A 15,138-nucleotide genomic window follows, 5' to 3' on the forward strand; every position below is an offset into this window, starting at 1 on the left:
ATGGCAAAGGTATTGATTCTTTATTATTCCAGTTACGGTCATGTTGAAACCATGGCTTACGAAGTGGAAAAGGGCGTTAAGGAGGTGGATGGGGTTACGGTGGTTGTCAAACGTGTCCCGGAAACCATGCCGGAGGAGGTAGCTAAAAAAGCCGGTGTCAAACTGAATCAGGCAGCTCCCGTGGCTACACCCCAGGAACTGACGGATTACGATGCCATTATTTTTGGTAGCCCAACCCGTTTTGGTAATATGGCGGCGCAGATGCGCAATTTTCTTGACCAGACCGGCGGCATGTGGGTAAAAGGCGGCTTGATTGGAAAAGTCGGCAGCGTGTTTGTGTCGACAGGCACGGGCGGCGGCAATGAGTCGACCATTATGTCGTTCTGGAATACCCTGGTGCATCACGGCATGGTCCTCGTGGGGGTGCCCTACTCGGAATCGGCTTTGACCGACTTAAGCCAGATGCGCGGCGGTTCGCCCTTTGGCGCCGGAACCATTGCCGGTTCGGATGGTAAATTGACACCCAACGCCATTGAACTGACAATTGCACGCGCCCAGGGACGGCATGTGGCCTCGCTGGCCAAGCGCCTGTTTGGCTGAAGAACGGGTTGTTTTTTGCATTTATCGCGCACAATTTGCCCATTAGGTTATTTGCTGGCATGGCCAAATGATGTATAATCACTGGTCATTCCGGCATATCAATGGCTAATTTAGCTTTTCTTTGCCAATTGATAAGGCTTAAGTTAACTTTTTAATGGCTTTGTGCGTCTGATGGCAATTCCTTTTATTATTTTTACCATTCTACTTTTAAGCGTGATTTGCGTTGCCGCCATGCTGTATCGTCTGTATACCCAGCCTAAAGTCTCTCTGTCCATCCTGGATTACATCAAACTGCTGGCAAGCGGGATTATTGCCTTCATTGCCGATACCCTGGGAGTGGGCAGCTTTGCGGTGAATGTGGCTCTTGCCAAGTTTTTAGGCACTTTTCCCGACGATGAATTACCCGCGGTGAACAATGGCGCCCAGGTTATTCCGGGTACTATTGAATCGCTGTTTTTCATGCAGATGATTGATGTCAATCTGACGACCTTAATCACCCTCGTTTCCGGCGCCTGTTTAGGCGGATTAATCGGCGGTGCGGTGGTAAGCCGGCTCAGTAAACAAGCCATTCGTCTTGCCATGATGTGTTGCTTTCCCTTATTAATCGCGCTGCTGATTTGCCATCAATTGCGCCTTATTCCTTTTGGCGGGGATGCGGTGGATTTACATACCTATAAGTTGTTTATCGGCTTTCTGGCCATGATTGTCTGCGGCGCGTTGACTTCCGTAGGCATTGGCCTCTTTGTCATGGTGCAAAGCGTGTTATTTTTATTGAATGTTTCACCGGTGGTCGCCTTCCCCATCATGACCACGGCCGGAGCAATGCAGCAGCCTCTTACCACGCTGGTTTTTTTGCAACACGATAAAATTCCGATGAAAAAGACGCTGGTGTTAAGTTTAGCCGGTTGCATTGGGGTTCTTGTCACCATTCCGGTATTTACGTCGCTAACGGTGACCTGGCTGCATTCATTATTGCTGGTTATTTTAATTTATAATCTTTATGCTATCAGCCGTACCTATTTTCAAAACCGCACGCAGGCGCGCAGCCAGGAATTGCTGATGTCGTGCACCTGAGCCCGTTAATTTTGGATACGCTTTAAGGACGAAGTCATGAAAAAAATTGCAAGCATTGTAGCCGCTATCCTGTTAAGTTTTTCCAGTCATGCCCTAAATAACCGCTTCGATACCATGGTTATTTTTGGGGACAGCATGTCTGACAATGGCAATATTTACCGCTTTCTCTGGCACTATCTGCCGGCATCCCCCCCTTATTATGACGGCCGCTTTTCCAATGGACCTTTATGGGTGGAATACCTCTATCAACATTATTTCCCCACGGACTACACCGCAGGCTTTCAGGATTACGCCGTTGGCGGTGCGGGGGCGGTCTTGTCCTACAAGGAAAACCTGCCGTTCACCTTGACGTTTGAGCTCGATAATTACCTGTATTGGCATACCTATGGGCGTAAGGAAACCACGTTGTATACCTTGTGGATTGGTGCGAATAATTATTTGAATGGCCCGACCAATGTCGAACCATTAACGGATGGGGTGGTGGCAGCCATTGGTTCGGTAGCCGAGCGGCTTATCAGCTATGGCGGCAACAAATTTTTAATCGTGAACCTGCCAGACATCGGTCATGCCCCGTTTGCCCGGGAAAACAGCAATGAAGAGTTACTGACGTTATTGACCGTGACTCACAACCGCAAATTGAAAGCGGAAGTGGAGCGGTTGAAAGCAAAATACCCGGATGTGACGTTCATCTATTTTGATATTTACAGCTATTTTGTTGATGCCACCCAGCATGCCAATGATTATGGATTAACCAATACCGAGGAGCCCTGTTATCTGGGGGGGTATACCGGCTGGGTGAAGGCTTTGCTGCCTGATGAGGATGAATTACTTGAAAACATGAGGAAACGTTATCCTAAGCTTACCGAACAGCAGTGGTTAATGATAAACTCCAATCCCGAGTTGCATGAAGCCATGCTAACCGATTATGTGCATGCGTTACTTCCCGCTCGACTTCAGGATGAACCTTTACAATGCGACGGCTACCTTTTCTGGGATCGTGTTCATCCGACCACGACTGTGCACCGTTTTATTGCTGACAAGGTAAAGGAACTCATTGATGATGCGGGTTTGTTGGCGGTATTGCCTGACAACGAGATGAAGAAGGCCAGTTGATGGAAGAGTCGAAAAGTAAATCACAAAAAAAACGCGAGGCGGATGCATTACAGAAATTGGGTGTGGAATTAATTGGCTTAAGCCAGGCCAAACTGGATCAATTGCCCCTGCCGCCCAATTTGCGGCAGGCCATTATGGACGCCAAAACGATCAGGAGCCATGGGGCAATCCGCCGTCAGGCCCAACTGATTGGTAAATTAATGCGTGCGGCGGACAATGAAGCCATTGCCACGGCCTATAATCAATTTATTGAGGAAGACAATGCCAGGACGGCTGCGTTTCACGAGTTGGAGCAATGGCGCGATCGCTTGATTACGGAAGGCAAGGACGCCCTTACGCAATTTATTGATTGCTACCATCCAGAGGATGTACAGCAGCTTCGCCAATTGGTTAAAAAAGCCATTGAAGAACGGGATAAGGACACCCATGCCGGTGCATCGAAAGCATTATTTCGTTTTCTAAGGTCCTGTTTATAATGAATTATTCTCTTTTTATCAGCTGTGCGAAAGGGCTTGAATACCTGCTTGAAGACGAAGTCCGTCAGCTGGGTTTGCACGTGGAGCGTGTGAGTCCCCAGGGGGTTTTTGGTGAGGGCAGTCTCGCGGTGATTTATCAGCTGTGCATCTGGTCACGTCTTGCCAACCGCGTGCATTTGCTGCTTTTTAGCGGGGAAGCTCATAATGAGCAAAGCCTGTATCAATTGTGCTATCAATTCCCCTGGCAGACAGTATTTACCGTGGATAAAACGCTGGCCATAGAATTTCATGGTTCCTCCGCCCACATCCGTAATTCCATGTTTGGCGCGCAGGTGATTAAAGATGCCATTGTCGATCATTTCCGCAAACAACAGGGTCAACGTCCATCCATAGACCGGGAGCAGGCTCATATTCGCCTGCAGGCTCACTTAAAACAGGATCAGGTGACAGTGAGCCTGGATTTAACCGGTTACAGCCTTCATCAGCGCGGTTACCGGACTCAGGCTGGGGAAGCGCCGCTGAAGGAAACGGTGGCTGCCGCCATGCTGCTTCGCGCCAAGTGGCCGCAGCTTGCAGCAAAAGGCTATGCGTTCCATGATCCTTTTTGCGGCTCAGGCACATTGGTGATCGAAGCCGCCATGATGGCCAGCCACATTGCCCCCGGCTTATTAAGGCAGGATCAATCCTTAATTCATTGGGTTCAACACCAGCCGTCCCTGTGGGATAAGTTGCGGGCCCAGGCCCTGCAGCAGGTTAAACCGCCTAAAGTAAGCATCAAGGGAACGGATAACAGCAGTAAAATGATTAACCTCGCTCGTGCCAATGCCGAGCATGCGGGCGTGTCACGCCTGGTAGAGTTTGCGGTGCAGGCTATTGCGGAGATTCGTCCGGCCAGCAGCAATGGCTTATTATTATGTAACCCGCCCTATGGTGAGCGTTTAGGAGAAAGCACGCAGCTTATTCCCCTTTATCAACAACTAGGGGCAACCTGGCATGCTCATTTCAAGGGATGGGAAGCGGCGTTGATTACATCCAATCCCTTACTGGCTAAGGCGACGGGATTGCGCTCCAGTAAGCAATACACGCTTTTCAATGGCGCGCTCGAATGCAAACTGTACTGCATGAGCTTAAGCGAGAGCAACCTGCTTAAAAAGACTACCGGGGATGAACTTTCCGGTGGGGCGCAAATGTTCGCCAACCGCTTAAAAAAGAATGCACAACACCTGCAAAAATGGGCAAAGCGCAATCACATCAGTTGTTACCGAGTGTATGATGCCGATTTGCCGGAATACAATTTTGGCATTGATTTATACAATGACTATGCCGTTTTGCAGGAGTATGCTGCGCCAGCTTCTATCGCTGCCCACAAGGCTGAAAAGCGGGGGCTCGAAGTCATGCAGGTTGTGCCGCAGGTTTTGAATGTGTCCAATGACAAACTGATTGTTAAACAGCGCAAACAGCAAAAAGGCAGTAACCAGTATCAAAAAATGGGTGAGTTTAAGCGAACCCTGACCGTCACCGAAGGACGGGCAAAATTCATTGTCAATTTATACGATTACCTCGATACCGGATTATTTCTGGATCATCGTCCGTTACGACTGCGTTTTTCCCAGCTGCCGGCAGGTACGCGTTTCCTAAACTGTTTTTGTTACACGGCCACGGCCAGTGTGCAGGCGGCCTTAGCTGGCGCCATCACCACCAGCGTGGATTTATCCAATACCTATCTGAAATGGGCGCAGGACAATTTTAAGCTCAACCACCTTGATCTGTCCCGGCATCAACTGGTGCAATTTGATTGCCTTGAATGGTTGAAAATGGCCCGGGATCGCTATGATGTGATTTTCCTTGATCCGCCGAGTTTTTCCAATTCCAAACGCATGGCGACGACCCTGGATATCCAGCGCGATCACGAGATGCTGATTCATGCTGCCATGCGCCTGTTAAACCCGGGGGGAAGCCTCTATTTTTCCACCAATTTAAGGCAATTTAAATTGTCGCCCATGCTAAACGGCCAGTATGCGGTAAGGGACATTTCCACTGAAACCATTGATGAGGATTTCAAGCGGAACAAACGCATTCATCAATGCTTCCTGATTGAAAAAAAGCAGGCTTGATGCCTTTCGCATCGGATTATTTATCCCCTGCGCCGGTTTTCTGTTTACACGGCTTGCAGGGGCAGGGTGTAAGGTGTGCAGTAGCAAAAAAGCGCACTTTTGCCTTGAGTTCTTCAACAATCGCTTGCGCATGCAAGGTATTGAGGGCTATTTGCGTGGTTGTTTGTTCGCGTTGATTGACTAAAAAAAGCGTGCTATCACCCTCATAAAATTTTTTGGCTTCGCCCTGTTGTACTTTTTGCGCCAGTCTCAATTCCCGGGTTAAAAGTGTGATTTGTTGAATTCCCCGCCGAATGCCAATGCGCATGTTTAAATAATCATTGTGCAACTGGTCATAAAAAAAACGTCTTGCGACTCTGATCTGGCGTAATTCGCTTTCCGCCTGAATTAAATCGCCCTTAGCCTGCCTTTGCAACAAGGGAAATTTAAAGGAGACGCCGACCATGGCGGCCTGGGGAATCAATAAAGGGTCTCCGCCGGTGCCGTTTTGCTTGAACGTGTAGGCGGTGGCATCCAGCTGGGGTAACAGTGCATTTCTTGCCAAATCACGCTTTAATTTGACGATATGGGAGTAATTAGTGAGCTTTTTAAGCTCAGGATGTTGGTGAAGCGGTACGGGGCTTTTAGTCAGCGGTGTAGAGGCCTGGACCAACGAAGGCACGGTGTATTCTCTCGGAATGACTGGTTTGCCCTTGTCATTGCGATAATAAAGCGACAGATTCACGCTGGCCTGTTCGAATAACATTCGGCCCTGGTTCAGCAGTTGCTCCCTTTGGAGTATCTGCTGTCGATTTTCACTGATGGCCAGCGTGGGCAAATCGCCCTGTTGTGCCTGCTGCTCAATGGCATGCTGGCGTTGTTTTGCCAAGTGCAGCAGTTGTTCAAATGTCTTTAATTGCAGTCCTGCTTCTACCCATTGCCAGTAAGCCTGGATGGCTTCCTGGTAGATTTTAATTCTTACAGCTTCAGCATCCTGTTGTTTCATGAGAATCAATTCGGCGGAGGAAAGTAAGGCCGTGCGCTGTTTATCAATTAACCGATCACGAAGCAAAGGCAGTGATAATCCTGCCCGGTATTCACCGCCTGAGTTGGTTAAATAATTTTTATAGTAAATGGGCCAATCCCCCTCCCCCTTACGGTAGCCCGCAAAAAGTTTGACGCCATTGTAAAAGGTAGGCACGGTAAACTGCGTATCGCCATAATTGTTGATGTAGCCGCCAGCCGGTTGGGAGCGGGTGATGGCTTTAAGCTCCGGATCAAATTGACCATGGGCTTTGATTAACTCACCCTGTGCTTTTGCGATGTCAAGGCGGGCAATTTTCACCTGCGGGTAATGGTGATTAATGCTTTGCAGTACGTCAACTAAATGGAGCATGCGGGGTTTTTGCAACGCATGGGCGCCGTGGGGAATTAGAAGGACACCTAGTCCTGCCAACGCTAATAGAACCTGATTCTTAACGATCATGGGTTTGTTTTCCCCGCTACGCTTTCAGGCGGAAAGCCATTAAACTGGCGCCATAATTCATACCAAAGCGGAACTTCCCCTAATTGAACCCAGCCATGAACGCGGACCCCTTGCCTGAGAAATTGCGGTGAAGGCCACTGCTCATCAGGCACAATCACTGCGCGGAAAAGGCCCAGTCCATTGTCTGTGGGATCAATGAACGCCACCTTTCCCCCAAAAGTACCCACGGCAATCTGAGGCCATCCGCGGAATTGAATGGCAGGCCATCCTTCAAATTGTAAGCGTGCTTTCTGATGTAAGTGGACAAAAGGAATGTCATTGCCGTCAATCCATAGTTCCACCGCGCGCGACTCGGTCTCTGGAATAATCTGCGCCAATATGTCCCCTTCCTTGACAACCACGCTCTCCTGTCCGGTTAACCGTTTAAAAATGATGCCTTTGACATGGGCTTTAATGAGCTGGGATTGCTGTCTTGCAATGCGAACATCAATAGTGACCTTATCAATATTGGCCTGTGCCAATTCATTCTGGTATTTCGTGTATTCAATTTGCGCGAGTTCGTACTGACGTTTGGAATTAATGCCTTGCTGATAGAGATTTTTTTGCCGCTTAAGGTTTGCTTCTCCAGCCAGCAACGCTCTCTCTGCGGCATCAATGCGAAGCAGGATGGCCTTTTTCTCAAGCGCCAGACGTTTCAGTAATTGCGGATCATTGTCGTTGATATCCACCAGCGGATCGCCGGGATTAACGCGCATGCCCTCATCAACATACCATTTTTTTATGCGGCCATTGATGGGCGAATTGACCGTGTGGGGCCGTTCAGTGGGAGAGAAGGCAATCACTTTGCCGCTTCCTAAAGCGAATTGTTGCCAGGGAGTGACGCTTAAAAACAAAAACAGAATCAACAGGATTAAAAAAATAACCCTGGCAATTTTGCGCGGGTTCGGTAACTTACCAATCATCTTGTCGGCATGTAACTTCATGAGAGCACCAGGCGGTTAGCAAGCGGAATAAGCTCAGGGTAACGTGTTATGATAATCAGAATGGTGTCATTCATCGCGGCTAAATGCGACAGGATGCGCTCGATGTCTTTTCGGTTTAGCTTATCCAGGGTGCCATCAATGATGAGAAGCTGAGGCCTTGCCAGCATGGCACGAATAACCATGAGTTGAACAAGCTCAAGTGGGGTAAATACGCCTTCCCAATCAAAAATAATGCTTTTTAAGCCATGAGGCTGCCGCATGATTTTATCCATGAGTCCGAAGGCGATTAACAGATCTTTGAGTCGCTCAGTGGAAAAAGACGGATGATTCAGCCTGAGGTTATCGTAAATGCTGCCGGCAAACCATTCATTATCGCGAATTAACAAGGCATGCTCGCGAAGGGAGCGTCGATGCTCTTCCAGGCAGAGGATGTTGTTGACGAGAATGGTGATTGGGAGACTGTTTTTAAATCCCAGAATTAATTCCGCGATGTATTGACCCGGTTTTGATTCATCCACACCAATCACAAGCGGCTCTCCCATGCGGCTTGACGCTTCTTTTTTATCTTGAGTCATGAGGGTAAGGCTTTGCATGGGGATAATCAATTCACTGAGTTCTGTTTTTATGGTTTCGCAGGGCAGATTTAACACGGTATCAATTTTATCTTCAGAGGCCACCAGGTCATAGTAATTTTCCAGTAAGACGCTAAAGCGTTTGAAGGTGTAGATTAAAGCCCCAAGGACAATCTCGGCGGCAACCAATTGCCCTAAACTTAATTGGTTATTGATAATTAAATACCCACCCAGGCCCAACAGCAGACTACTGGCAAAAGCGGAAAGCAGGTAAAACCCGAACTGATGTTTAATCAGCTGCCTAAAATGGGTGTTGCGCGCTTTTAAAAAGGAAACCAGACGTTTATCCACCTGATGGACGGCGTATTGATGGTAATCGTTAAAGCGGAATAAAAAGCGATTGGTGAGCAGTTCTTCCAACCAGGCACCCACCTGGTGTTTCTGCGCACACTCCTCCTTGGCACTCCGTAGCCCCCGGCGATAGGGAATGAAAACGATAAGCAGGATGCCCAGAATGATAAAACCATCAAACACCAGAAAGAGCGGATGGTAAAACAGGAGCAGGACTAGACCAAAAAACAGCTGCAGGCTTAGATTGACCCCGTACAGTAACAGGCTGGCCAATGCTTTATTCAGCGTGGTTATCTCGAAAAAGCGGTTGACCAGCTCCGGTCCATGATGAACGGAGAAATTCGCCAGTGAGAGATGAGTAAACTGCCGGGTGAGATTCAGACTGATTTTGACCATCAATTTCTGCTGAAGGACTTCTATGATGACACTCTGCCAAATGGTTAACGCGCCCAGGGCAAGCATTAACACCAGGACGATGAGACTTAAGGTCACCACCGGCTGGAGTAATTTGCCAAAGGCAATGAGGTTAATTAATGTCTGGGCGGCAATGGGGATGCTTAAGGTCAGTAAGCTCACCAGGACGCTGATCATGACGATGGAAGCAATCGTCGCTTTGTCCAATACTTCCGTAATGGAATTCATACCCTTTCTACTCATGGGATAGCTTACCTTCGCCTAATGTTTCAATTTATCCATAATAAAGAACTCTAACGACTCAATGGCCTTATTCTCTTCTTCCCTTTTTAATAGCGATACATGAATGTCATCCAACGAGGGTAAAACAGTATTATCCAATCGATCCAGATCATTTGGAATCATGCTGCGCTGGATCGCGGTAATGCCTAAGCCTGCCCGAACAGCTGCCATTTTACCTGCATAACTGGGACTACTGAAGGCCAGACGCCATTTTAAATGATGCTCGTTCAAGGATTTGATGACATTGCCACGATAAACGCAGGGAGACGGGGAGAGGACTAAAGGAATAACCGATTGATGATTAAGGGTTGGGAGCAGATCTTTTTTTCCTACCCATTCAACCGGTTCATTCCATACATTCACCCCTTTTGCCGTGTTTTTTTCATTGGTTTTTATCAAAATCAAATCAAACTCGCCTTGATGAAAGCGCTCAACCAGACGAAGGGTTAAATCGCACTCCACATTGAGCATGACTCGAGGGTGGAGTCTTGAAAATTCGACCAGGATGTCTGAAAGCATCATGGAAGCAAAATCTTCAGGCAATCCAAAACGAAGCTCACCCTGAAGCTCAGGCGCCTTGAAGCGATCGAGCGATTCACGGTGAAGTTCATAAATGCGTTTGGCATAGCCTAAAAAAAGTTCCCCATCAGGGGTTAACGACAGGTCACGTCCACGGGTAATGAGTTGTTTCTCAACCAATTGTTCAAGTTTGGCAATTTGCTGGCTAATCGCCGATTGTGTGCGGCCGACGCGCAGCGCAGCTTTGGTAAAACTGTGTGTTTCCGCCACAGCGAGAAAGCATTGCAGGGTGACTGTATCGAGAGACATTAGAATCCCTAATAATATAAATAATAATTTTTAATTTTACTTATATCAGTATATCTAATATTTTTCCTTTTAACAAAAGAAATTCTAATGATAATGGTGGTTTTGATGATTCTCTTTTTTTTAAGCTTGTTATTAGGCTGTCCGATGATGGCATTGGGTCTTCACCTCGTTTTAGCGTCTCGTCCCCTGGTGAGTGCACAGTATGCGGGCTACTTGATGGGGGTGGCCTTTTTAGCTGCCGTGGGATTGCTGGGTTATTTATCCTGGCTTGGGAAGTCGGTTCTCTGTTTCTGGGTCAACATCGATACGTTAAATGCCTTGTTAGGCAGCTTGGTTTTGTTCATCAGTTTTGCCGTGCATCGCTTTTCATACCGGTACATGCAGGGAGACAGGCTTTACCGGCGTTTTTTTATTCTGATGTCGTCCTTGACCCTAAGTCTGCTGTTGATGGTTCTTGCAGACCACCTCGCCCTGCTTTGGGTGTCCTGGTTCCTGTCCAATGGCCTGCTGGTGATGTTGATGGTTCATAAAAAGGAATGGCGCGCCGCGAAAAATGCCGGCATGCTGGCCTTTTATACGTTGGCCTTTGGTTCGCTCGCCTTACTTATGGCTTTTGTACTTTTCTATTTAAGCAGTTTAACGGACTCTCTTCAGACCCTCATGCAACAAGCCCCATCGCCGGACTTGCCGCTGACGCAGGTGGCGATGAGCTTTCTGTTGGTTGCTGTGCTGATTCAATCCGCATTATTCCCGTTTCATCGCTGGCTGCTTAGCTCCTTGAACTCCCCAACCCCGGTGTCTGCATTCATGCACGCAGGCCTTATCAATGGTGGGGGAATACTCATGGTTAAATTTGCGCCAATGATGGCTCAGCATCCGGCACTGCTGACGGGTTTATTTGTATTGGGGACTCTTTCGGCGTTGTCAGGCACCCTCTTTAAACTGATGCAGCATGACATTAAACGAATGTTAGCCTGTTCAACCATGGCGCAAATGGGTTTTATGATGATGCAATGCGGGTTGGGGTTGTATGCTGCCGCCATCGCTCATCTGTGTTGGCATGGTTTATTTAAAGCCTCTCTTTTTTTAGGCTCGGGTGCCGCGATTGCGCAATCTTCGCCAGAAAGCAACACCCTGCGGCCGTCCTTTATTTCGCTGCTTGCCGCCGTTTTGGGCGGGTTTATCGCCGTCTGCGCGTTTGCTCTGATTACCCATAAAGCCATGTCCTGGATGCAAGCATCTGCTTTTGTGCTGTTTTTTGCATTCATTGCCGGTGCCCAGTTGATGCTGACCTGGGTTTGTCATCCTAAAAGCCGGGGAAGCCTGGTTACCGGGTTAGTCGCGGCGGCTTTGGCTGGGCTTTTATATGGCGTCAGCGTTCATGGCATCGAACTGCTGCTTCCCCGCCTGATGGCGATCCAGACGCTGTCGCTGTCATGGTTGCATTGGACAATCATGATCCTGTTTGGCGCCTTATGGGTTGGATTTAATGGGGGCCTTCCTGAGAAATTAAACGCAACAAGGTTGGGCTGTTGGCTTTATATGACGCTGTTTAATGCCAGTCAGCCTTCTGCAAAGACGGTGACGGCGTTACGGACCGATTATAGCTACTAAAACGCATTGAGGAGTAAAGATGACCACTGCAAAAATGGCTTTGGCACAAGATCATGAATGGGGCAATCAACAGACGGTTCTTCCCCTTCGAACATTCAATAAGGCGCCTGATATCCGAGCGCTGGTTGAAAAAGCGGCCGAGGTGCTGGCGCCGGTGTGGCCGCTTGAAACCTTTATTGCCTGCAATCCGCTTCATGGCTATGAATCGCTTGATTTTGAGGACGCACTGGTCTTAAGGCAATGGCAATCGCCAAAAGCAGAGCCTGATTCGCTATTGGCGGTAAACCGGCAAATGATAAAGTGGTGCAGCGGTTTTTTTGATGAAGGACAAAGCCGTATTGCCATGCCGCATCGGGCAAGCGGGTTTTACCTCGCTTTTTTAAAATTAGCCTGCTTTGATAAACAACTCCACCAGAACAACCAGACATCAAAGCAGTTTCTGCGAGGATTGCCAGAGTCGGCTGAAGAAGCAATTAAGCGCTGTCTGTTAACGCTTGGGGTGCCTGCCGGTCAAGAAGAATGCTTTTTTTCGCGCACCTTTCTTGCTCTGCCCGGATGGGGTGGGTTTGTGAAACGGCATACCGAATGGCGCAGCGTCACCGCATCAGAAAAGCCCGTGACCCTGATTGATTTTCTTGCTGTTCGCCTGGTGCTGACCTGTTTACTGTGGCCTTTGGCGGCTAAAGAACAAACCCATCTGCAGGACAATGACGCGATGAAAGCCTTTGTTTCGCCATTGAAAGCCAATGAGGCGGCCTATCGGCAGACACTGCTTAGCCGGCTTTTGCCGCAAGTAAAAACACCCGCAATCAAAACAGGAAGAAAAACCGCGCAATGGGTGTTTTGTATCGATGTTCGCTCAGAGCCTCTCCGTCGCGCCATTGAAGCATCAGAACACTACGAAACAGTGGGTTTTGCAGGATTTTTTGGAATGCCTGTGCGCGTCAGTGAGTTTGAAACCGGCAAAACCAAAGCCTGTTGTCCGGTTTTATTAGAGCCCCGGTTTGCGATTAAAGAAACGCCCATCGCCGCCAATGAAAAAACCTTAAAGCGTTCTCAGAAAGGGAAATCGTTTATCCGCCGTTTAAGGAGCCTCTACACGCAGTTGAAGCATAATATTTCATCTCCCTTTGCTTTAGCGGAGTGTTTAGGCCCCTGGTGCGGTGTCAGCCTGGCGTTTAAATCCCTGGCGCCCCATCTAAGCCAGCGTGCGGTTCAAACCATGAAGCATTGGTTTGCTCCTTCCCTGCCCACTCGGGTTGCCTATGAATCGAGTGACGCGGATTGGCAACATGGCCTGTCCCAGCACGAGCAGATTACTTATGCTGAAACAGCGTTGCGCCTCATGGGACTGACTTCGGATTTTGCCAAACTCATTATTCTCTGCGGTCACGGGAGTGCGACTGAGAATAATCCCTATGCTTCGGCGTTGGACTGCGGGGCCTGTGGCGGTAATCATGGCGGCTTTAATGCACAACTACTCGCCGCCATTCTCAATCAGCCCAGGGTGCGATGGGGTTTGGAAGAGCGCGGCATCCACCTGCCTCTGGATACCCTTGTTTATGCAGCGCTTCATAATACCACCACGGATGCGGTTGAAATTCATCATCAGGATGCGCCTGCGCCCATTTATCCTGCGCTTTTAAAGCAACTTCAGGATGATTTAAGGGCGGCTCAGTTTAAAACCAATCAAGAACGCGGATTGACCTTGGGAAGCAAAAATCCGCATCAGGATGTTATCCGCAGAAGCGTGGACTGGTCTGAAACACGTCCTGAATGGGGACTGGCACGAAACGCGGCGTTTATTGCCGCACCGCGTCAGTTGACTAAGAACATTCCGTTGGACGGACGTTGTTTTCTTCATTCCTATCATTGGCAGGAGGATGATAAGGGGACCTTGCTGGAGACGATTTTAACTGCCCCCATGGTGGTCGCTGAATGGATCAACACGCAATATTTGTTTTCCACGCTGGATAATGTCGCCTTCGGAAGCGGCAGCAAAATCACGCACAATGTCGTTGGACGAGTGGGTGTTATGCAGGGCAATGGCAGCGATTTAATGCACGGTCTGCCGCTGCAATCGGTGATGAGCAGCGATGAACAGCCGTATCATCAACCCCAACGGTTGCTCACAGTGGTTTATGCGCCCAGAGAAAGGGTGTTGTCGATCATTGCCAGGCATGAGCGGCTAAAAAATCTGTTCTTTAACCAATGGGTGCACCTGCTGGTCATTGATCCAGTCAACCAGTTGCCCTATCAGCTTAATCCTCAGGGCCATTGGACTTTATTAAGCGACACGCAGACTGCGTCATGCAATCAAGGAGAGCAACAACATGCTGTATGAGCATCACTCCGTGCTTCTGGCCTCCATGCATGAAAAAGAACGGGCCATCGCCAGACCCTTTTTCGAGCACTTGTCCTGCACGCTCGCGATCCATGATTTTAACACGGATCAGTTTGGTACCTTCACCGGTGAGATTGAACGCCGTTTAAGTCCCTATGAAACAGGCCTGCTCAAGGCTGAAACGGCAGCAGCGCAGTATGGGTATCGGTTGGCTGTGGCGAGCGAAGGCAGTTTCGGACCCCATCCGCTCATCCCTTTTGTTGCCAGTGCGCAAGAATGGATGGTGTTCATTGATAGAGAGCCGGGTTTAGTCATTGCCGAGCAGGTGATAAGTCAAAAAACCAACTACGCCATGATGACCATCCAGAAGACAACCGATATCACCGCCTTTCTTAAACGAACCGGTTTCCCTTCTCATGCCCTGACGTTGCAGGCCGGTTCCGATAAAGGGGTGCTGGCTAAAGGCATTCGCGATTGGGATTGTTTACATGCTTCTCTGGAACTCGGTTTCCAAAACGAAAATGAATTGCTTTTAGGCACGGACATGCGGGCCATGATGAACCCCACCCGGATGGAGGTGCTTGGCGAGCTGGCGGATAAATTGGCACAACGGATTGCAACCTTGTGTCCGGAGTGCCGTATCCCTGGGTTTGGCTTCAAGACAACCCAGGGTTCCCTTCCCTGTCGTCTCTGTGAAGCCTCAACCTCGTTTTATAAGCACGAAGTCTGGGCCTGTGTGCGGTGCGATTATCAGGAATTAAAGGAGCGAAACGATGGGCTTTTGGAGGCTGAGCCCACCTATTGTGACTATTGTAATCCGTAAGCAATCAATGAAAGGCGGGTGAATTAGTCCTGACGCGCGCCTTACACAACGTCCTGACCACCGGCGGCCTTGAGGTCAGGACGGG

Annotated in this window: 12 protein-coding genes; 8 read left to right on the plus strand and 4 right to left on the minus strand. The window is 48.9% G+C overall.

The genetic code is table 11. The features are described 5' to 3' along the window. The 5 genes from wrbA to rlmKL all read left to right on the plus strand — a co-directional run bounded on the left by wrbA (window position 1) and on the right by rlmKL (window position 5,377). Entirely contained in the window at window positions 1-600 is a 600-nt protein-coding gene (gene wrbA / locus DYE45_RS00060) for an NAD(P)H:quinone oxidoreductase (RefSeq protein WP_108291060.1), read from the plus strand. Between the two features lie 171 nt (window positions 601-771). After that, the gene (locus tag DYE45_RS00065) at window positions 772-1,674 is read left to right on the plus strand and encodes a TSUP family transporter (protein WP_108291062.1); all 903 of its coding nucleotides are present in this window, start codon (window positions 772-774) and stop codon (window positions 1,672-1,674) included. Window positions 1,675-1,710: 36 nt separating this feature from the next. Continuing rightward, a complete protein-coding gene (locus DYE45_RS00070; protein WP_108291064.1) occupies window positions 1,711-2,787 on the plus strand; it encodes an SGNH/GDSL hydrolase family protein in 1,077 nt (358 codons plus the stop codon). Next, the gene (yjgA, locus tag DYE45_RS00075; protein WP_108291066.1) at window positions 2,787-3,263 is read left to right on the plus strand and encodes a ribosome biogenesis factor YjgA; all 477 of its coding nucleotides are present in this window, start codon (window positions 2,787-2,789) and stop codon (window positions 3,261-3,263) included. Before DYE45_RS00070 ends, yjgA begins: the two co-directional genes overlap by 1 nt. Then, window positions 3,263-5,377, plus strand: a complete 2,115-nt coding sequence (gene rlmKL, locus DYE45_RS00080) for a bifunctional 23S rRNA (guanine(2069)-N(7))-methyltransferase RlmK/23S rRNA (guanine(2445)-N(2))-methyltransferase RlmL (protein WP_108291068.1) — start codon at window positions 3,263-3,265, stop codon at window positions 5,375-5,377. The genes yjgA and rlmKL overlap by 1 nt, the downstream gene beginning before the upstream one ends. Before the next feature lie 16 nt (window positions 5,378-5,393). Here rlmKL and DYE45_RS00085 read toward each other — a convergent pair whose 3' ends face one another. Genes DYE45_RS00085 through DYE45_RS00100 form a run of 4 tightly spaced genes read right to left on the minus strand, consistent with a single transcriptional unit; the run spans window position 5,394 to window position 10,272 of the window. Continuing rightward, on the minus strand, window positions 5,394-6,842 hold the full coding sequence (locus DYE45_RS00085) for a TolC family protein (RefSeq protein ID WP_108291070.1): 1,449 nt from the start codon (window positions 6,840-6,842) through the stop codon (window positions 5,394-5,396). After that, window positions 6,839-7,825 carry an HlyD family secretion protein gene (locus DYE45_RS00090; RefSeq protein WP_108291072.1) on the minus strand — a complete coding sequence of 329 codons (987 nt, stop codon included), beginning with the start codon at window positions 7,823-7,825 and terminating at the stop codon, window positions 6,839-6,841. The genes DYE45_RS00085 and DYE45_RS00090 overlap by 4 nt, the downstream gene beginning before the upstream one ends. After that, complete coding sequence (locus DYE45_RS00095) at window positions 7,822-9,405, minus strand: ABC transporter transmembrane domain-containing protein (protein ID WP_174703680.1); 1,584 nt, start codon at window positions 9,403-9,405, stop codon at window positions 7,822-7,824. The genes DYE45_RS00090 and DYE45_RS00095 overlap by 4 nt, the downstream gene beginning before the upstream one ends. A gap of 18 nt (window positions 9,406-9,423) precedes the next feature. Continuing rightward, window positions 9,424-10,272 carry a LysR substrate-binding domain-containing protein gene (locus DYE45_RS00100; protein WP_108291076.1) on the minus strand — a complete coding sequence of 283 codons (849 nt, stop codon included), beginning with the start codon at window positions 10,270-10,272 and terminating at the stop codon, window positions 9,424-9,426. 105 nt (window positions 10,273-10,377) lie between these two features. Here DYE45_RS00100 and DYE45_RS00105 point away from each other — a divergent pair, with 105 nt between their 5' ends. The 3 genes from DYE45_RS00105 to DYE45_RS00115 are packed head-to-tail and all read left to right on the plus strand — an operon-like array spanning window position 10,378 to window position 15,053. After that, window positions 10,378-11,886 (plus strand): proton-conducting transporter transmembrane domain-containing protein, encoded by a 1,509-nt coding sequence (locus tag DYE45_RS00105; RefSeq protein ID WP_242602662.1) that lies wholly within the window; start codon window positions 10,378-10,380, stop codon window positions 11,884-11,886. Window positions 11,887-11,905: 19 nt separating this feature from the next. Then, on the plus strand, window positions 11,906-14,230 hold the full coding sequence (locus DYE45_RS00110) for a DUF2309 domain-containing protein (protein ID WP_108291078.1): 2,325 nt from the start codon (window positions 11,906-11,908) through the stop codon (window positions 14,228-14,230). Next, a complete protein-coding gene (locus tag DYE45_RS00115) occupies window positions 14,220-15,053 on the plus strand; it encodes a DUF6671 family protein (protein WP_115300239.1) in 834 nt (277 codons plus the stop codon). Before DYE45_RS00110 ends, DYE45_RS00115 begins: the two co-directional genes overlap by 11 nt. The last annotated feature ends 85 nt before the right edge of the window (window positions 15,054-15,138 follow it).

It is taken from the genome of Legionella taurinensis, assembly GCF_900452865.1.
GTDB classification, from domain to species: domain Bacteria; phylum Pseudomonadota; class Gammaproteobacteria; order Legionellales; family Legionellaceae; genus Legionella_C; species Legionella_C taurinensis.